This window comes from Bacillus carboniphilus (genome assembly GCF_020524035.2).
Lineage (GTDB): Bacteria > Bacillota > Bacilli > Bacillales > JAIVKR01 > Bacillus_CC.
The window spans coordinates 1,027,108-1,046,770 of record NZ_CP129013.1; the positions used below are offsets into that span (position 1 = coordinate 1,027,108).

Below are 19,663 nucleotides of genomic sequence, written 5' to 3' on the forward strand. Positions count from 1 at the left end.
TCCATGCTTCTACTTGTTTTCAAATGATGTATAGTCTAACGTTAACCTACCTAACTTACCTGAGCGTATCTCTCGTAAAATAGCTTCAGAAACTTTGTCGTAGTTGACAACGCCTCCAGAAAGTAAATACCCACGGTTCTTTCCAATTTCATCAAATATATCGACGATTTCTTCAGATAGATCGGTTAAATGAAATCGTTCCTTTAATCTATCTGGATGATTTTTCATAAAATAACGAAGAGCATATACCGCAACATCCTGTATATTTAAAATTTCATCTTTAATCGCACCTGTTATGGCAAGTTTATAGCCAACCTCTTGATCTTCAAACTTAGGCCAAAGGATACCTGGGGTATCAAGCAACTCCATTTCTCTTCCAACTTTAATCCAACTTTGAGCTTTCGTTATTCCGGGACGGTCCCCCGTTTGAGCAATATTTTTTTTGGCTAGTTTATTAATCAAGGTCGATTTACCTACGTTCGGTACGCCAACAATCATCGCTCGAATAGCCCTTGGCTTGACTCCTTTAGCTTGGAGGCGCTCTAGTTTTTTAGTTAATAAGCTTTTAGCTTCTTTACTAATTAGATTTATATTATCCCCTTTTTGAGAGTTAATAGCTAATGCAGTTATATTGCGTTCTTCAAAATAATTTATCCATTGTGAAGTTACATTACCGTCAGCCATATCCGCCTTATTTAATAAAATTAACTTCGGCTTTTGGTTAATTATTTCATCTATGAGTGGATTTCTAGAGGACATTGGTATTCTTGCATCAACTAACTCAAAAACGATGTCCACTAATTTTAACTTTTCAGTTACTTGTCTGCGCGCTTTCGCCATATGTCCTGGAAACCATTGTATTGTCAATTACATCACCTTCTAAACTTTACTCGACCATTCCAAAATCCTCTACTGGCCAGAAAACAAACTCTGTTTTGCCCATTACTTCAGACATAGGTACGGTTCCAATATGACGACTATCTTGACTATTTCGTCTATTGTCTCCCATTACAAATATCTCATTATCAGGAACAGTTAATTTACCTGTTCTTTCTTCTAATGTAAAGTCTTCTGTTAACAATCCAAACACTTGCTCTTTCTGCTCATCTAGAAACGGCTCGTCAACTTCTTCCCCATTTATATAGAGCTGATCATCTCTATACTCAATTTCGTCACCAGGTAACCCGATTACACGCTTAATATAATCTTTATCTTCGGTTGCGTGAAAGACAACGATATCAAATCTGTCCAGCCCATTAATAGAGTAGCCGATTTTATTGACAATCATCCTATCTTGGTTCAATAAAGTAGGCGTCATCGACTCCCCATCCACTACTACTGGAGCAAATAAAAACGATCTAATAATAACAGCAAGAATAACAGCAATCCCTAATGCTTTCACCCATTCAAACCATTCTTTTTTCTTTTTTTCAACCACTTTATTTTGCGTATTTGTCAATACCCTCACCTACTTTAAAGTATCTGTTATAAAAAGAGACTGACTCACTAGCATTCTGCTAATACGAGTCAGCCTCCTTTTCTTTGTATTAAAAACGGTTAAATTATCTTTCTTTAATACGAGCTGCTTTACCACGAAGGTTGCGTAAGTAATAAAGTTTAGCACGACGTACTTTACCTCTACGTAACACTTCAATTTTCGAAATTTTCGGTGTGTGCAATGGGAATGTACGCTCAACACCTACACCGTAAGAAACTTTACGTACTGTAAATGTTTCACTAATTCCACCACCACGGCGTTTAATTACAACACCTTCAAACACCTGAATACGTTCGCGTGTACCCTCAACAACTTTAACGTGAACACGTAAAGTGTCTCCAGCACGGAACTCTGGTAAATCGCTACGTAATTGGTCTTTTGTAATTTCTTGAATTAATGTATGCATATTGTCATCTCCTTCCACCTGATGCTCATAACAAAATGACAGCGGAACACCATGTTTTCACGTAACTAATTAGTCACAAAGAGTATTTTATCACAGTAGCGTTATATAGGCAATAAAATCTTAATTTTGATTTATTATATCTTGCTATTTCGCTTTCAAAAAGGAGGGGGGAGAAAGGCCGAGAGTGCGAAAAGTATTTTCGCCTTGATCGAAGGAACATCAATACACAAGGTAATCATCTAATTAAAGCCAACGTCGCGAGAGTTAACGATGATGCTAGGCCTTCCTGGACGTCGTAAGACTTTTTAAACAACCTCTCCTAAGATTCTTCCTTTATTTCCTTTAACCACTCTTTTTGTTCATCAGATAGGTCTATTTTATCCAGTAAATCAGGACGCCTCATCCATGTCCTTCTTAACGATTCTTTTTGCCTCCACTTTTCAATTAACGCGTGATTCCCACTTAGAAGCTCTTGAGGGACCTTAAACCCTTTATAAGTAGCTGGTCTTGTATAATGAGGGTGTTCCAGCATTCCTGTAGAGAAAGAATCGTTTTGATGAGATTGTTCTTTCCCTAGCACTCCTGGCAATAGCCTGACGACACTATCAATGATCACCATTGACGCAAGTTCTCCACCCGTTAAGACAAAATCTCCAATGGATATTTCGTCTGTGATGAGGTTCTCTCTAATTCTTTCATCATATCCTTCATAATGACCACATATGAACATGAGATGATCTTCTTTTGCTAGTTGCTCTGCTTTTTGTTGCGAATACCTTTCCCCTTGAGGACAGACTAAAATGATTTTACTTCTTTGCTTTTGACCTTCCGTTAATTTTCCAATCGCATTAAAAACAGGCTCCGGTTTAAGGACCATTCCCGCCCCTCCACCGTATGGATAATCATCTACTGTCCTATGTTTATTTTCTGAAAATGAACGAATATTGTGAATAGAAAAATCAACGATCTCATTCTCTTGAGCCCTCTTTAAAATAGATTGATTCAAAACGCCTGGAAACATTTCAGGAAATAAGGTTAAAATATCAATTTTCATTCGTCTAGTAACCCTTCCATTTCATGAATGGTAATTTTCTTTTCTTCAATATTCACTTCTTTTACGACTTCTTCAATATATGGGATGAGCACTTCCTTTTTTGAAGCTGTTTTTATAACCCATACATCATTTGCTCCAGGAGATAATACTTCTTTTATACGTCCAATCTCTTTTCCTTCTTCTGAAACGACTTCACAGCCGATGATTTCATGTAAGTAGTATTCGTTTTTAGAAAGGGGGGTTAATTGGTCTTGTGTCACTTTTATTTCCATCCCTTTAAACGGTTCCACTTGATTAATATTGTTGAGCCCTTCGAAAGTTAATAAATAAAAATTTTTATGCTTTCGATAAGAGTGGACAACTACTTCCTCTGTTGGCTTGCTGTCGTTTTTATTAAATAAATATAATCTATTTCCTTTTTGGTAACGTTCTTCAGGAAAATCGGTAACTGAAATAACTCTAACTTCTCCGTGGATTCCGTGTGTATTGACTAGTTTCCCTACGTTAAACCATTTTATATCTTTCATGTTTTCACCTCAGCGAATTTCTTTTACAATTCCATCTTCAATGACAATCGTTTTGTTATTCATGAGTTGATTCCAGTCATCCCCAACATTCACATCTACTATTCCTTTAGCCTTGGATTCAATAATTTCACTATTTAGCGGAAGAATGGCCAGCTGCTGAATTTGAAACTCAACGACTTCAATTTTTTCTTGACGCTTGTCAATCTCTTTTTTATATACTAATCCTCGATTAGTACCTTGGTCTTTCTTTTTGGACTGAAATCGCAACTGATCGATTTCCTTTTCTAGTTTTATTTTCTCTTGTTCGAAACGATTTAATAACGTCTGTTTACTTTTAGGTGTCACAACTTGTTTAACAATAATCTCTTGAATAATATTCATGTGAACCTTCTCCTTCATTGTTGACGTTAAAACTAAAAGGATTATAATTTCTTACTCTGTAAGAAAAGCGCAAGCGCCCGTCTAGCGACGCACAACAATTGGAACGTCAACTAAAGACGCCCACGTCCTGTGGGCAACGTTGATGCTAGCACGTCCTGTGCGTCGAAAGCGCTACCCGTCGCTGGGCGCTGGAGCTAGACAAAAATAAAAGCACCATCCGAATAAGGACAGATTTTTTATACTTTCTTACTCTGTAAAAAAAGAGGTTGACTCACTAAGAAGTCAACCTCTCTTCAATCCTGAATTTCTAAAGTTACTCGTTTTGACGATTGGTTACTCGCTGCATACACAACCGTTCTCATCGCTTTTGCGACACGTCCTTGCTTTCCAATCACTTTTCCAACATCTTCTTTATGGACAGAAAGTGTATAAGTAACTTTTTCTTCTGTTTCTCTTTCTGATACAAAGACATCATCAGGAAAATCTACAAGAGACTGAGCAATCGTTTCAATGAGCTCTTTCATATCAGAATGTTCCATTACTTCTTAAGTTTTTCGTTATGGAACTTCTCCATAATACCTGCTTTAGAAAAAAGATTTCTTACAGTATCAGAAGGTTTTGCACCATCTTTTAACCATTTCAATGCTAATTCCTCATCAATTTTAACTTCTGCAGGTTCTGAAACTGGATTATAAGTTCCAACTGTTTCTAATTGACGTCCATCACGAGGAGAACGAGAATCTGCTACTACAATACGGTAAAAAGGAGATTTTTTTGCTCCCATACGTTTTAAGCGAATTTTTACTGCCATTTTTAAAGCACCTCCGAAATTTGTTCAACAAGATAGTATATTATCAGTCATTCTATCGTTTGTAAAGTGTTTTTTCTTGTCATTCAAAAAAGTTGTTTCTTTTTAACTTAAATAGGTAGTTAAAACGGGAATTTAAAGCCTTTTTTCCCTTTTTGCATATTGGTCATTTGTTTCATCATTTTCTTCATTTCTTCAAACTGTTTCAATAAGCGATTAACTTCTTGAACAGAAGTTCCGCTCCCTTTAGCAATACGCTTTTTACGACTAGCGTTAATCGTTTCAGGATGGACTTTTTCAGCCGTCATCGATTGAATAATCGCTTCGACATAAACAAGTTGCTTTTCATCTACCTTGGCATTTTTTAACCCTTTAATCTTATTGGCACCAGGCATCATGTTAATGAGATCTTCCAACGGTCCCATTTGTTTTACTTGACTAAGCTGTTCTAAGAAATCGTCAAACGTAAAGGACATCGTTCGCATTTTTTCTTCTAACTTTTTCGCTTGGTCCGCATCAACAGAAGATTGAGTTTTTCAATTAAGGTAAGTACGTCACCCATTCCTAAAATTCGAGAAGCCATTCGTTCAGGGTGAAAAGGCTCTAAATCATCAAGTTTTTCACCTAAACCTGCAAACTTAATAGGCTTATCCGTCACAGATTTAATCGATAAAGCCGCTCCACCACGAGTATCCCCATCAAGCTTCGTTAAAACTACGCCTGTTAAGCCTAGTTTTTCATTAAAACTATTAGCAACATTCACAGCGTCTTGACCGGTCATAGAATCGACCACTAAAAGAATTTCATGTGGATTAGCTACTTCTTTCACTTGTGTAAGCTCTGTCATCAGCTCTTCATCAATATGAAGACGACCGGCTGTATCAATAAGAACATAATCGTAATGCTCAGTTTTGGCATGTTCAATTGCCTGTTTTGCTATTTCAACAGGACTGACTTTGTCACCTAGTGAAAAAACGGGCATATTCAGTTGCTTTCCTATTGTTTCTAGCTGATTGATGGCTGCAGGTCGATAAATATCAGCTGCAACAAGTAAAGGTTTACGATTATATTTCTTTCTTAAAAGATTACTAAGCTTTCCTGTTGTCGTTGTTTTACCAGCTCCTTGCAACCCTACCATGAGGATGACTGTTGGAGGACGATTTGAAACCGCAATTTTACTTTGCTCCCCGCCCATAAGTTCCGTCAGCTCTTCTTTTACTACTTTAATTACTTGCTGACCAGGCGTTAAGCTTTGCATAACTTCTTGTCCAACAGCGCGTTCGCTCACCTTTTTAACAAATTGCTTAACAACTTTAAAGTTAACATCAGCTTCGAGAAGAGCGAGACGAACTTCTCTCATCATCTTTTTTACATCCGCTTCTGTTACCTTTCCCTTACCAGTGATCTTTTTAATGGTTCCCTGAAGACGATCGGCTAAACCTTCAAATGCCATATATACACCTCCTAATCCAACTTTTCAAGATTGTGTAGTAATTGAACGATCTCCTTTGTTGCATGAGGATGTTCTTTTATTTTTTTGATCATCTTGTTACGTTCTTGGAATTTCTCAAGAAGGTTTAATTTATGCTCATATTCTTCTAACATAGCTTCAGTACGCTTAATGTTATCAAAAACCGCCTGCCTACTCACATCAAATTCCTCGGCAATTTCACCAAGAGAAAAGTCATCTAAATAGTATAAAGACATATAGCTCTTTTGTTTAGGCGTTAACAAAGACTGATAAAAATCAAATAAATAATTAATACGTGTCGTCTTTTCAAGCATATCGACAAACTCCTTTGTTAAGTGAAATGCCTTTACACATATATAGTTTACTTACCATTAAAACCTATGTCAAGAGCAAATACTTATATGCTTCGAATTCAAGTGTTAGAGCTTGTTACTCTTCTTCCTCTACTAAATTAGCAAACAAACCGTATACATACTTTTCAGCTTCGAACTCCTGCAAATCGTCCATTTTTTCTCCTAGTCCGACAAATTTCACTGGAATTTGCAATTCATTGCGAATCGCAAGGACAATGCCTCCTTTTGCCGTACCATCTAGCTTCGTCAAAACAATCCCCGTAACGTCAGTAGCCTCTGAAAATTGCTTCGCTTGACTCATCGCATTTTGTCCTGTAGTTGCATCTAAAACGAGCATAACTTCGTGAGGGCCACCTTCCACCTCTCTCTCAATCACTCTTTTTACTTTCTCTAATTCCTTCATAAGGTTTACTTTATTTTGTAGCCTACCTGCGGTATCACAAAGAAGGACATCTGTTTTCCTTGCTTTTGCGGCTTGTATAGCGTCGTACATGACTGCCGCAGGATCAGAGCCAGCTGCCTGCTTTATGACATCCACACCTACACGTTCTCCCCATACTTCTAATTGCTCAATGGCACCCGCTCTAAATGTATCTCCAGCCGCCATTAAAACTTCTTTCCCCTCATTTTTAAACTTATGAGCGATCTTTCCTATCGTTGTCGTTTTTCCAACCCCATTTACTCCAACAAACAAAATAATATTTAAGCGACCATCTTTTATATTCAAGTCTTGATGCTCGTCTTCATCTCCTTCATAAATCTCAACAAGCTTTTCTGAAATAACAGATCGAACATCCTTTGTATCTTGTATGTTTCGTTTTTTAACCTCATCCTTTAATTCATCGATTAGCTCCATGACCGTATTAACGCCCACGTCGGCAGAAATTAATATTTCTTCTAGTTCCTCAAAAAAGTCTTCATCAACTTTTCTATATTTTGCGACAAGATCATTAACTTTTTCAGAGAATTGATCTCTAGTTTTTGTTAATCCTTCTTTAAATTTACTCGCGACTTGATCCGTTTGTGTCGTCAGCTTCTCTTTCATTTTTTTTAAAAAGCTCATTTAATCCATCCCTTTCTTTCAATAAACAACAATTGTTTTATGATGATTTTGTCAAACCTTCCATCTCATTTAACCGAACTGACACAAGCTTTGACACACCTGATTCTTGCATCGTTACCCCATAAAGGACATCGGCTTCTTCCATTGTCCCTTTTCTATGTGTAATAACGATAAACTGCGTCTCTTCACTATATTGCTTCAAATATTGAGCGAAGCGATAAACGTTTGCTTCATCTAGTGCGGCTTCAACTTCATCGAGGACACAGAAAGGAACTGGTTTTACCTTTAAGATTGAAAATAAAAGAGCAATCGCTGTTAACGCTCTTTCACCACCCGAAAGAAGGCTTAGATGCTGAAGCTTTTTACCTGGCGGTTGTGCAAGAATTTGCACCCCAGTATTTAATAAGTCCTCTGGATCAGTTAATTGTAGGTCCGCTCTCCCACCTCCAAATAACTGCCTGAATACAACATGAAAATGAGAGCGAATATCAGTAAATGTTGTTTCAAACCTTTTCTTCATCTCAGTATCCATTTCATTAATGACTTGAAATAACGTATCTTGGGCATCTGTAAGATCCTGCTTTTGTTCGGTTAGAAAATTGTATCGCTCACTAATTCGTTCACACTCATCTATAGCTCCTAAATTAACCGTGCCTAACTCTTCTATTTCCAGTTTAATTAACTTCACTTGTTTTCGCGTTTGTTCTTCATCTTGAAGTAATGGATATTTATGTTTAGCCGCTTCAAACGACATTTCATAGTCTTCTCTCAATTGCGTAAGCCTGTTATCTAATTCTACATCTAAACGGTTTAAATGAACTTCATCTTCTTTTAATAATTGACTTACCTTTTTATATTGTCTTTTTACTTCTTTAATTTCTAGTTCTTCTTTCTCTAATTGTTGAAACAAAGTATGTCGTTCTTCTCGCCTAGATGTAATAAGTGTTAACGTTTTATTTTTATCATTGAATTTCTGCTCGGCTGCCTTTTCAATTTGGCTTTCTCCACTTGTTTGGTTTGTGAGTTCATTATTAAGAAGAGCTAAATCTTCTTTTAATACATCTAACCTTTCTTGTTGACGGAGAATATCTTTTTTTTCATTATCAAGTAGCTCTTTTTTATTTTCATACGATTGCTCTTTACTAGCAAACAACACCTTCATTTCGGTGAAGCTCTTGAATTAACTCTTGTTTTGAAAACTCGATTGTCGTTTTCTTATTTGAGAGCTCCTTAATATCTTTATCTAAACGAGTAATCTTTTCTGAAATAGATAAAAGTTTTTCATTTAGAAGCTGCTTCTTATCATGAATGGCTTGTTTCTCGTCATTGTATGAGTCTTGTTCCGCATCATAAATTTTTAAATGTTCATTTATATTACGCTCTTTAATTTCAACTTCTCGTATTTCCATTCTTTTCGTCTGTATTTGCATTTGAAGAAATTGTTTATGGTCAGTGAGCTCATTAACTTGTTGTTCTTGTCCCTTTATTTCTTCTTTTACTTTCTTTACTTCATCTTCCAGCCTTACTGTTTTAGTTTCCATTTCTTTTAAGCTTTTTTGCAACGTTTCTAATTCACGATTTCGGTTAAGAAGGGATTGATTTGTTTTTTTCACCGCCCCCCCTGTCATAGAACCTCCAGGGTTAACAACGTCTCCTTCTAACGTAACAATCCTATACTTATGACGTAGAACTCTTGCTAGTTCATTTGCTCCTTGTAAATCTTTTGAAATAAGGACAGCCCCTAGTAAATATTTAAACACATTCTCATATTGCTCTGAATACGAAGTAATTTCACTACCAATCCCAATAAAGGAAGGATGATCTTTAATCTTCGATAAATCATCTTTTGTAATCTGTCTTTTTTTAACCGTTGATAAAGGAAGGAACGTTGCTCGACCATATGAATTTCGTTTTAAGTATTGAATGGCGTTTCTAGCATTTTGCTCATTCTCAACAATCACTTGTTGGGCAGCTGTTCCAAGTGCAATTTCAATGGCTGTTTCATACGATGTCTCCACTTGAATAAGTTCAGCGACTGCTCCATGAATTCCCTTTAACTTCTCCTTCGCCTTTAGTACTTCTCGAACACCTTGATAAAACCCTGTATAATCTTCTTGCATCGATTCTAACATTTCTTTTTTCGAGCGAACTTTATTTACATATTGATAAGCTTTATAAAGTAAACTTTCTTGCTCTTGATAATAATCTTTTGTTTTTGTTAATTGCTGCTCTTGATTATGGAGATTTTTCTCCGTTAGTGATAACTGTTGATCTATTTTAGATAGTTTAACGGTAAGTTGATTTTTTTGAGAGATTATTTCTTTACGTTCTTTTATGTACCTTTCATTATTATTTTTTTGTCGGTTAAATTTTTGACCTAAAGATTCAAGTTGTTCATTTAAAAAGTGTAGTTCATTCTTTGTAGTCGCTTGTTTATTTAAGTATTCGATATAGTCACCTTTTAATTCTTCAAGCTTTTCTTCAACATTTTCGTCATACTCGTTTAATTGCTTTTGTTTATGTTCAATTTTAGAACGAATCGTAATGACCTCATCATACAAGGAAGAGAATACTATTTCTTGTTGTTTTTTTTCAGCTTCACGGTGATAAATCAGTTCTGTCAATTCCTCAATTTGACTTCTGAGCTGCTGTTTATTTTGGGAAGCATTTTTCTTTCTTTCTTTTAAAACTTCCTTTCTTCCCTCAAGTTTTTCTAGGTCTTCAGTTGCAACTAAAAGAACTTGCTGTAGTTCTTGAATTGATTCATCCAAGGCTTCCATTCGATCTCGGTTTTGTTCAATTTCTGCTTCTTTTTGTTGAAGAATTGAACTAATCTCGAGCTCTTGATGTTGATTTTTATTAAAAGAATGAGAGAGATCTTCCCACTTATTATTTAAGTCTTCGATTTCATGAACTAAAAGGGCCACTTCATTTTTTTCTAATTGCTCCTTCTTGTACAAATAGTCTTTTGCAATAGAAGACTGAATTTTCAATGGTTCCAATTGCTCACTTAACTCATGAAGAATGTCCTCTACTCTGTCTAAGTTTTGCTGCGTCTCATCTAATTTAACTTCTGCTTTCTTTTTCCTTGTTTTGTATTTCAGTACACCCGCTGCTTCCTCGAAAATACTCCGTCGTTCCTCAGCTTTACTGCTCAATATTTCTTCTACTTTTCCTTGGCTAATTATTGAAAAAGACTCTTTACCGAGTCCTGAATCCATAAACAGCTCAACAATATCCTTTAATCTGCAGGATTGTTTATTAATCAAAAAGTCACTTTCACCTGAGCGGTAAACTCGTCTAGTAATATTGACTTCTTTATAATCAATTGGAAGCCTGCTGTCACTATTATCAAGTATTAAGCTAACCTCAGCCATATTCATTCTTTTCCTAGAGTCACTCCCAGAAAAAATAATATCCTCCATCTTGGTTCCTCTTAAAGACTTAGCGGATTGCTCTCCTAAAACCCAGCGAATACTTTCTGTTATATTACTTTTCCCACTACCATTAGGACCTACGACCGCAGTAACTCCGTTGACAAAGTCAACCGACATTCGTTCGGCAAATGACTTAAATCCGATAATTTCCAAACGTTTCAAAAACAAATTGTACCCTCCTCTCATCACAAATGTTTTATAAATCAGTAAAAAGTGCTAGGAACAACGCATCTGATAGAAAAAGACTACTACAGATGGAGTACTAGCACTTACTCATCATCAACTATTGCATTTAATTCATTATGGTTGTTCAATTCAAAAATTATTGTAACGCTTTTAAAGCTTCTTGTGCCGCCCTTTGTTCAGCTTCTTTTTTCGATCGACCATTTCCTGTTCCAAAAATCTTATCATTAATAGAAACAGTAGAAATAAACTCTCGACTGTGAGATGGGCCTTTCTCTTGAACAATCTTATATTCAATTAAACCCTTGAAATCTCGTTGAATAATTTCTTGAAGCTGACTTTTATAATCCATCACATGAGAAAAAGCACCGTCATCAATTTTAGGAAAAATAAACTTTTCAAGAAATGTCCTAACCTCATCTAGACCTTGATCTAAGTACAGGGCACCAATAAAAGCTTCAAAAACATCAGCCAATAAGGCCGGCCGATTTCTTCCACCGGTCATTTCTTCTCCTTTTCCTAATAGGACTAATTGACCAAAATTAAGAGATTGGGCAAATTCCATTAAAGAAGGTTCACAAACAATTGAAGCTCTGAGCTTCGTTAACTCCCCCTCACTCATAAGTGGGTATTTCTTATAAAGAAAGTGTGAGATTGTCAGCTCTAGTACAGCGTCACCTAAAAATTCAAGTCGTTCATTGTCCTCATAAGGTTTTCTACGATGCTCATTCACATACGATGAATGAGTAAAAGCCTGATATAACAATTTTTCTTGCTTAAAACGAATACCGATAACTTTTTGAAGGTCCTTAAACTTTTCAATTTTCCTATTTTGTCTTTGCCCCATATTTACCTCCATCAAGATATAAATAAAGCGTTCAAAAAGGAGCAAATCAAGAGAGCAATAAAGCGAAAGCTATTATTCAACTGTTATTGTTTCAATCTTTTTGAACAACCTCTTAATATGACTGTTTCATGTTACATATAGTTATCTTTTAAATAAAATGCAAGAATTAAAGAGGATGGTATTTTTACCAACCTCTTTTCTTATTTATGATTGACCTTGTATGTATTTCACTGCATCTCCGACTGTTGAAATTTTTTCTGCATCTTCATCGGAAATTTGCATGTCAAATTCATCTTCAAGTTCCATCACTAGCTCAACTACATCTAGGGAATCTGCTCCAAGGTCATCTTTAAAAGAAGCCTCAGGTGTTACTTCAGATTCGTCAACGCCTAAACGATCAACAACAATCTTCGTAACACGATCTAGTACATCTGCCATCGTACCTCACCTCCCCTCAAGTATTATAAAAGATTTCGAGTAAAAGAACAAACTTTTTCATTCTGTTCAAACCATTATTAATACAACCTCTTTTACATCACCATACCACCATCAACTTGAATTGTCTGTCCAGTAATATATCCACTATTTTCAGATGCTAAAAAAGATACTATATGTGCAACATCTTTAGGATCTCCAAAACGTTTTAAAGGAATTTCATTTAACATTTGATTTTGTACATTTTCAGGTAATTTTTCAGTCATATCAGTAACAATAAACCCTGGGGCAACGGCATTAACAGTAATGTTTCGACTAGCAAACTCTTTTGCACAAGATTTTGTTAAGCCAATAACCCCCGCTTTAGCCGCAACATAATTCGCTTGACCTGCATTTCCACTGATTCCAACTACCGATGCTAAATTAATAATTCTTCCATTTCGCTGTTTCATCATTTGCCTTGCAACGGATTTAATGCATAAGTAAACGCCTTTTAAGTTTGTTTCAATAACGTCATCCCATTCAGTCTCATTCATTCGCAGTAATAAATTATCTCTTGTCACACCTGCGTTATTAACTAGAATATCAATCGTATCGAACTGTTCTTTTACAACCTTGATCATTTCTTTAACATCATTTTCATTCGATACATCGGCCTGAATGGACATTGAGTTACGCCCTAACTCTTTAATGGCATTTACCACTTCATCGGCCTTCTGTTTATTTCCAGCATAATTAACGATTACATTTGCACCTTGGCTAGCAAGCTCCAATGCAATTGCTTTCCCTATCCCTCGAGAGGCACCCGTTACAATGGCTGTTTTTCCGGTTAGCATTAACTTTCCTCCTTTAATTGACTGATTGCTTTAACCATTGATTCAACGTCTGAAACAGTAATGGTCGTTATTTTCCGATCAATTTTCTTTATTAAGCCTGATAGCACTTTACCTGAACCAATTTCCACAAATGTTGTCACACCTTGATCTAGCAAGTATTGAATAGACTGATGCCACTTAACAGGAGAATATAACTGTTCAATTAGCTTTTCTTTTATTTCTACCGGCGTGTTCATTGGCTCTGCAGTGACATTTGAGATAACAGGTACTACTGGATGATTAAACTTTAGTTTATCAATGATTGAAGCATAATTGCGTGCGAAGCAGGCTCCATAAGCTTAGAATGGAAAGGTCCGCTTACGTTTAACATCATCGTTCGTTTTGCGCCCTCTTCTTTAGCCAATTCACAGGCCCTTTCAACTCCTTGTTTTGTGCCCGATATAACGATTTGACCGGGACAATTAATGTTACCTAACTGTACTAAAGAACCTTGCGAAGAAATTTTTTGTACAATTTTCTCAAGAACTTCTTCATGTAACCCTAGCACTGCAGCCATCGCCCCTTCTCCAGCAGGTACAGCTTCATTCATTAAGAGTCCACGTTTTCGAACTGCAATAAGAGCTTCTTCAAAAGTTAAAACACCCGCTGCCACTAATGCTGAATATTCGCCTAAACTATGGCCTGCAACATAATCAGGAAAAATTTCATGTTTTTGTAGCTGTTCAAAAAGTGCAATACTCGTAGTCAACAAAGCTGGCTGGGCATGATAGGTCAACGTTAACTCCTCTTGGGGGCCAGAGAACATCATCTCACTTAATTCAAAACCGAGAAGTTGATCTGCTTGTATAAATCTACCTTTACTATCATTTTCAAAAAAATCTTTCCCCATTCCGACCGATTGAGATCCTTGTCCTGGAAAAACAAAAGCCATTTTAGTCATATCTTAATACCTCCTTCACCCTTTATGCCTTAGTTTTTCATCTTTCATTTACAGCAGACTCGATTAATTCACAAACATTATTAGTTACCATTTCACTTGCTTGCTGAATGGCACTAAACATTGCTTGACCATCCGAGGATCCGTGGGCTTTTATGACTGGGTATTTAAGTCCAAATAAGCCTGCTCCTCCGTATTCACTATAATCTAGTTTCGCCTTTAAATTTTTGAGTTGAGGCTTTAATATAGAAGCGGCTAATTTACTAGGAAGGGAGCTTGTTAGTTCCTCTTTTAACATTGAAAAAATCGACATAGCTGTTCCTTCAATTGCTTTTAAAGCAACGTTCCCAGTAAATCCATCCGTGACTACAACGTCCGCTACACCATTTAGAAGGTCTCTCGCTTCTACATTTCCTACAAAGTTTAAAGAAGATTGACTAAGTAATTCATACGCATTTTTCGTCAACTCGTTTCCTTTATTCTCCTCTGTTCCGATGTTTAATAATCCTATTTTAGGTTGTGCTATACCTCTCACTTTTTCTGAATAGATGGAGCCCATTATCGCGTATTGAAGAAGATGAGAAGGCTTAGCATCTGAGTTTGCTCCAACATCAAGCATCAAAAATCCCTTTCCATCAATGGTAGGGAAAGTAGGAGCAAACCCTGGTCGGTCAATACCTTTAATTCTTCCAACATTGAATAAACCTGAGGCAATTAACGCTCCTGTATTCCCTGCTGAAATGCAAGCATCTACTTTTTGCTCCTTGACTTCTTTTGTGGCTAAAACCATTGACGAGTTTCTTTTTTTGCGGACTGCTTTTACTGGGTCGTCGTTAGAGTCTATTTTTTCATCCGTATGTATTACTTTAATTTGCGTTTTATACTGTTCAGGAATCGAATCATCGATCAATTGTTTATCTCCAAATAGAGTAATTTCAATTCCTTTAATCTTATCAATTGCCTTGATTGCTCCGTCCACTACTGCTTGTGGAGCATGATCTCCTCCCATTGCATCAATGGCGATCTTCATAGCTAACACCTCTTTTTATACTTGGTTCGAACGAAACATTTCAAATGTTCCTTTAAATACAACTTTATTATGTACAAAGCTCTCTACTTGAACAATCGATCTTCCCTTGTTATTTTGGCTTTCAATCACCTTTGCTTTAGCAACTACTTTCTCTCCTTCTTTTACTTGACTAGTAAAATGAATATTTGCTTTAGCTGTTAAAGCAAGCTCATCATCAATCACAGCTACCGCTAACGAGTTTGCTTGTGCAAATAGGTGATGTCCCCTCGCAATTTGATTTCGGCTAAAAACATGTTCTTGGCGAATAGGTAAGATAGAAATAGCCGAATGATCTAATTGTAGGTCAATCATTTCTCCGATTACTTCATCTATAGGAAGTGATTTAACTTGTTCATCCAAGTTTTTCTCCGCAACATGTTTGATTCTTTCCCTTAACTCTGGGATTGAAAGCTCTAAGCGATCCAGACGAATCGTTTGGATACTTACGTTAAATTTAGCTGCCAATTCTTCATCTGTAATAAAAGGTGTTGAATCAATGGTTTCTTTCAATAAATTTTGTCTTTCTTTTTTACTTTTTCTCATAATAATTAGATCACCGTTCGTTTCATATATATTCCAAACTCTTTTATCAAAGAGTAATTATGACTAGGTACTAATAGTAGTATATAATCAATTTGGTTTTTATGCAACATTAATTCTAAACCTCTTTTAATTTAGCTTTTCTTGACTCATCACATCAGACAACTGCATTCTTAATAGGCGATATTCTTCCCCATTCCAAAACTGTTCTTGATTAACTAACATACTCGCATCTTCTCTTGCGACCTCTAAAGCACGATAATCGTGAACTAAATCCGCTACTTTAAAGTCTGGCATTCCACTTTGTTTAGACCCAAAAAAGTCTCCTGGACCTCGAAGCTCTAAATCTTTTTCTGAAAGTACAAAACCATCATTTGTATCACACATGATCCTCATTCGCTCTTTTCCCGTTTCTGATTTTGGATCAGATAATAATATACAATAAGATTGCGCTTCTCCTCTACCTACTCGCCCTCTTAATTGGTGTAGTTGAGAAAGACCAAAACGATCCGCATCATAAATGAGCATAACGGTTGCATTAGGTACATTCACACCTACTTCCACAACAGTCGTTGATACTAAAACATTTATTTCATTGTCACTGAATTTCCTCATAATGCTATCTTTTTCTTCTACAGGAAGTTTCCCATGCATGAGCCCAATGTTCCACTTTCCATTCCAATGCTCATTTAGCAACTGATAAACATCCAAAGCGTTTTGTAAATCCAGTTTTTCTGATTCCTCTATCAATGGACAAATAACATAGGCTTGTCTTTTTTCTTTTAACTCTTTCTCTATAAAAGAGACAACTCTTTCAAACATGTCTTGTTTCGCCCAATACGTATTAATTTTCTTTCTTCCTGCGGGCATTTCATCAATTTGTGAGACATCTAATTCTCCAAAAGCGGTAATCGCTAGAGTCCTAGGAATAGGAGTCGCAGTCATAAAAAGAACGTCTGGAGCCGTTCCTTTAGATCGTAATTTTTTTCTTTGTTCAACCCCAAACCGATGTTGTTCATCTATAACGACAAGGCCTAAACGAGAAAAATTCACTTCCTCTTGAATCAATGAATGAGTCCCAACAACAATATTTATTTCTCCCGTTTGTAACTTCTCTAATATTTCTCTTCTGCGTTTTCCTTTAACTGAGCTTGTTAATAAGCTTATGGTTAGTCCATAATTGTCAAATAACTTTATTAACGATTCATAATGCTGCTCAGCTAATATTTCAGTCGGTACCATCAATGCTCCTTGGTAGTTAGACAAGATGGAGGCATAAAGAGCGATAGATGCAACTAATGTTTTTCCAGATCCTACATCCCCCCTGTAATAAGCGATTCATTGGAAATGTAGATTCCATGTCTTGAAGTATTTCATTGACTACCTTCTCTTGTGCACCTGTCAAACGATAAGGAAGCGTTTGAATTAACTCTTCTAATTTAAGGGTGTCAAATTTATGATTAATTCCATTTATTTTCTCTTTTTCTACCCTCTTAAGTGTATAAATTTTCAGTTGAAACAATAATAGTTCTTCATAGACCATTCGCCGACGAGCCTGTTTTAATTGCTGAGGGTTTTCAGGAAAATGCAAAGATTGAATAGCGTCTCTTCGACTAACAAGCTTATACTTTTGATTAATATTTACTGGTAAGGTCTCTTCTACTTCTTTTCTGTATGTAGAAAGGGCATTTGCAACAAACTTCCTCAACATTTTAACCGTTAAGTTTCCTCTAACATGATAAATGGGCTGCATTTGATCTTTTTTTTGCAAATGACCAAAAACAACTTCATCTGCATTGATCGATTGTCTGTGCCTATCCCATTTTCCTGTTATCAAAAGGGTATCATGAAGTTGAAGTTTCTTTTTTAAATAAGGTCTGTTAAAACTATGAATCGTAACTAAAATGTTTTTAACAAGCAGGCGAAATTGCAACCGTGATTTTTTACGACCATAATAGACAAGAGAAGGCTCGCTATGAACCTTCCCCTTCAACCGTCACTCTTTCTTGATGATTAGCTACCGATAAGTCTTTTTCATAGTATTCGTCATAACGATAAGGGAAATATTCAATTAAATCCTGAATGGTGAAAATCCCTAAACTATTCATGATAGCTTCCGTTTCAGATCCTACTCCTTTTAACATAGAGATAGGTTGATTTAAATTAGATGGTTTGATCATTTAGAGACACTCCGAATATTTTTGCTTCTAATTCTCTACCAGTAGGAGTAGCAGCAAGTCCTCCTTGAGCCGTTTCTCTTAATGCAGAAGGCATTGTTTGACCAATTTTATACATAGCGTCAATCACTTCATCACAAGGGATTCTACTTGTAATTCCTGCTAACGCCATATCTGCTGCTACCATTGCATTAGCTGCTCCCATTGCATTCCTTTTCACACAAGGTACTTCAACTAACCCCGCTACAGGATCACACACTAAACCAAGCATATTTTTTAAAGTAATGGCCATTGCTTCTGCAGATTGGCTAGGTGTGCCACCTAATAATTCAACAAGGGCAGCAGAGGCCATTCCAGCAGCTGAACCAACTTCTGCTTGACATCCACCCGCTGCACCGGATATAGAGGCATTGTTGGCAACAACAAATCCAAACGCTCCCGCAGTAAATAAGAACCTAATCATTTCTTCCCTTGAAGGATTGATTTTTTCTTTGATGGCAAATAATGTACCAGGAACTACCCCAGCTGAGCCTGCTGTCGGTGTAGCGCATATTGTTCCCATTGCCGCATTCACTTCATTGGTTGCAACCGCTTTACTTACTGCATCTAACAAAACATGACCACAAATAGAATTGCCACTTTGAATATATTGTTGGAGTAATACAGCATCTCCACCTGTTAAACCGGAATGTGATTTAACTCCTTGCAGTCCTTTATGAACGGCCTCTTCCATCACGGTTAAGTTTTTGTCCATTTGCTCCATCAATTGTTCTTTTGATTGATTCTTTACTTCACTTTCTTGTTCAATCATAATATCGGATATTTTAAGTTGTCTGCTCTCCGCAAGCTCTATCAACTCTGAAACATTTCGAAACATACCATACCTCCTTAATCAATCAGCAATTTTTGTAACTTGAATAATATTGGGCAACGTTTCTAACTCATTTAAGATTTTATCATCTACATTTTGATCAACTTCGATCGTCATTAACGCCATTTCACCTTTTTCCTTTCGAGAAACCTCCATATGACCAATATTAATTGTATGCTTCGCTAACACATTCGCAACTGCCGCTATTGAACCATAGCGGTCATTATGGACGACTAAAATAGCTGGGTGATTACCAGATAGCCTTAAAAGAAATCCGTTTAATTCAATAATTTCGATCTTTCCCCCACCAATTGAAATCCCTACTAGTTCGATTTCACCTTGATCATCACCTAAAATGACTTTCGCCGTGTTTGGGTGGTCTGTTTGGGCTTCTTCTTTCACGAAGTCAACCTTTATTTGTTTATCTTTTGCCATTTGAATAGATGATTTGATTCTTTCATCAAATGTATCAAAATCAAGGATTCCTCCAACTATCGCGACATCCGTTCCATGTCCCTTGTATGTTTCTGCAAACGATCCATAGAAAGAAATTTTCATCCACTTCGGTTCTCTACCGAATAAACTTCTCGCTACTCTTCCAATTCTGGCTGCTCCCGCTGTATGAGAGCTTGAAGGACCAATCATAATGGGTCCGATAATATCAAAAACACTTCTATATTTCATATTGACACCTCTGTAAAAGGATGTAATAAATCTTATATCTTTATTCAAAACCTCTAATGGAGGGAATTTTAAGAAAAGCTGGCATA

General features: G+C 36.5%; 19 protein-coding genes and 3 pseudogenes. All 22 read right to left on the minus strand.

What is annotated here, in order from left to right; translation table 11 throughout:
• Nucleotides 1-9: 9 nt before the first annotated feature.
• Complete coding sequence (gene ylqF / locus LC087_RS05170) at nucleotides 10-840, minus strand: ribosome biogenesis GTPase YlqF (RefSeq protein WP_371932684.1); 831 nt, start codon at nucleotides 838-840, stop codon at nucleotides 10-12.
• Nucleotides 841-886: 46 nt separating this feature from the next.
• A complete protein-coding gene (gene lepB, locus LC087_RS05175) occupies nucleotides 887-1,459 on the minus strand; it encodes a signal peptidase I (RefSeq protein WP_264189754.1) in 573 nt (190 codons plus the stop codon).
• Nucleotides 1,460-1,562: 103 nt separating this feature from the next.
• On the minus strand, nucleotides 1,563-1,904 hold the full coding sequence (rplS, locus tag LC087_RS05180; RefSeq protein WP_226538352.1) for a 50S ribosomal protein L19: 342 nt from the start codon (nucleotides 1,902-1,904) through the stop codon (nucleotides 1,563-1,565).
• A 319-nt stretch (nucleotides 1,905-2,223) separates the two neighbouring features.
• Entirely contained in the window at nucleotides 2,224-2,958 is a 735-nt protein-coding gene (gene trmD, locus LC087_RS05185) for a tRNA (guanosine(37)-N1)-methyltransferase TrmD (RefSeq protein WP_226538353.1), read from the minus strand.
• Nucleotides 2,955-3,485: a ribosome maturation factor RimM gene (rimM, locus tag LC087_RS05190; RefSeq protein WP_226538354.1), complete on the minus strand. Its 531-nt coding sequence runs from the start codon at nucleotides 3,483-3,485 to the stop codon at nucleotides 2,955-2,957. Before rimM ends, trmD begins: the two co-directional genes overlap by 4 nt.
• A gap of 9 nt (nucleotides 3,486-3,494) precedes the next feature.
• Nucleotides 3,495-3,866, minus strand: coding sequence for a YlqD family protein (locus tag LC087_RS05195; protein WP_226538355.1), 372 nt, complete (start codon nucleotides 3,864-3,866; stop codon nucleotides 3,495-3,497).
• A gap of 293 nt (nucleotides 3,867-4,159) precedes the next feature.
• A complete protein-coding gene (locus LC087_RS05200) occupies nucleotides 4,160-4,390 on the minus strand; it encodes a KH domain-containing protein (protein ID WP_226538669.1) in 231 nt (76 codons plus the stop codon).
• A 14-nt stretch (nucleotides 4,391-4,404) separates the two neighbouring features.
• Nucleotides 4,405-4,677: a 30S ribosomal protein S16 gene (gene rpsP / locus LC087_RS05205; protein ID WP_226538356.1), complete on the minus strand. Its 273-nt coding sequence runs from the start codon at nucleotides 4,675-4,677 to the stop codon at nucleotides 4,405-4,407.
• 119 nt (nucleotides 4,678-4,796) lie between these two features.
• Nucleotides 4,797-6,127, minus strand: a pseudogene (gene ffh, locus LC087_RS05210) (signal recognition particle protein).
• A gap of 11 nt (nucleotides 6,128-6,138) precedes the next feature.
• On the minus strand, nucleotides 6,139-6,459 hold the full coding sequence (locus LC087_RS05215; RefSeq protein ID WP_226538358.1) for a putative DNA-binding protein: 321 nt from the start codon (nucleotides 6,457-6,459) through the stop codon (nucleotides 6,139-6,141).
• Nucleotides 6,460-6,574: 115 nt separating this feature from the next.
• A complete protein-coding gene (gene ftsY / locus LC087_RS05220) occupies nucleotides 6,575-7,561 on the minus strand; it encodes a signal recognition particle-docking protein FtsY (RefSeq protein ID WP_226538359.1) in 987 nt (328 codons plus the stop codon).
• A gap of 37 nt (nucleotides 7,562-7,598) precedes the next feature.
• Nucleotides 7,599-8,723 carry a chromosome segregation SMC family protein gene (locus LC087_RS19885; protein WP_443111813.1) on the minus strand — a complete coding sequence of 375 codons (1,125 nt, stop codon included), beginning with the start codon at nucleotides 8,721-8,723 and terminating at the stop codon, nucleotides 7,599-7,601.
• A complete protein-coding gene (gene smc / locus LC087_RS05225; RefSeq protein WP_443111814.1) occupies nucleotides 8,704-11,166 on the minus strand; it encodes a chromosome segregation protein SMC in 2,463 nt (820 codons plus the stop codon). Before smc ends, LC087_RS19885 begins: the two co-directional genes overlap by 20 nt.
• 154 nt (nucleotides 11,167-11,320) lie before the next feature.
• Nucleotides 11,321-12,028, minus strand: coding sequence for a ribonuclease III (rnc, locus tag LC087_RS05230; RefSeq protein ID WP_306020238.1), 708 nt, complete (start codon nucleotides 12,026-12,028; stop codon nucleotides 11,321-11,323).
• 204 nt (nucleotides 12,029-12,232) lie between these two features.
• On the minus strand, nucleotides 12,233-12,466 hold the full coding sequence (locus LC087_RS05235; protein WP_226538362.1) for an acyl carrier protein: 234 nt from the start codon (nucleotides 12,464-12,466) through the stop codon (nucleotides 12,233-12,235).
• Nucleotides 12,467-12,558: 92 nt separating this feature from the next.
• Nucleotides 12,559-13,299 carry a 3-oxoacyl-[acyl-carrier-protein] reductase gene (gene fabG / locus LC087_RS05240; RefSeq protein WP_226538363.1) on the minus strand — a complete coding sequence of 247 codons (741 nt, stop codon included), beginning with the start codon at nucleotides 13,297-13,299 and terminating at the stop codon, nucleotides 12,559-12,561.
• Nucleotides 13,299-14,239: pseudogene (gene fabD, locus LC087_RS05245) on the minus strand (ACP S-malonyltransferase). The gene fabG and the pseudogene fabD overlap by 1 nt, the downstream one beginning before the upstream one ends.
• A 37-nt stretch (nucleotides 14,240-14,276) precedes the next feature.
• Nucleotides 14,277-15,266 (minus strand): phosphate acyltransferase PlsX, encoded by a 990-nt coding sequence (gene plsX / locus LC087_RS05250; protein ID WP_226538365.1) that lies wholly within the window; start codon nucleotides 15,264-15,266, stop codon nucleotides 14,277-14,279.
• Nucleotides 15,267-15,281: 15 nt separating this feature from the next.
• Nucleotides 15,282-15,848, minus strand: coding sequence for a transcription factor FapR (gene fapR, locus LC087_RS05255; protein ID WP_226538366.1), 567 nt, complete (start codon nucleotides 15,846-15,848; stop codon nucleotides 15,282-15,284).
• 126 nt (nucleotides 15,849-15,974) lie between these two features.
• Nucleotides 15,975-18,025 (minus strand): annotated as a pseudogene (gene recG, locus LC087_RS05260) (ATP-dependent DNA helicase RecG).
• Nucleotides 18,009-18,899 (minus strand): L-serine ammonia-lyase, iron-sulfur-dependent, subunit alpha, encoded by an 891-nt coding sequence (sdaAA, locus tag LC087_RS05265; RefSeq protein WP_226538368.1) that lies wholly within the window; start codon nucleotides 18,897-18,899, stop codon nucleotides 18,009-18,011. Before sdaAA ends, recG begins: the two are co-directional and overlap by 17 nt.
• 15 nt (nucleotides 18,900-18,914) lie before the next feature.
• Nucleotides 18,915-19,577, minus strand: coding sequence for an L-serine ammonia-lyase, iron-sulfur-dependent subunit beta (sdaAB, locus tag LC087_RS05270; RefSeq protein WP_226538369.1), 663 nt, complete (start codon nucleotides 19,575-19,577; stop codon nucleotides 18,915-18,917).
• Between the last annotated feature and the right edge of the window lie 86 nt (nucleotides 19,578-19,663).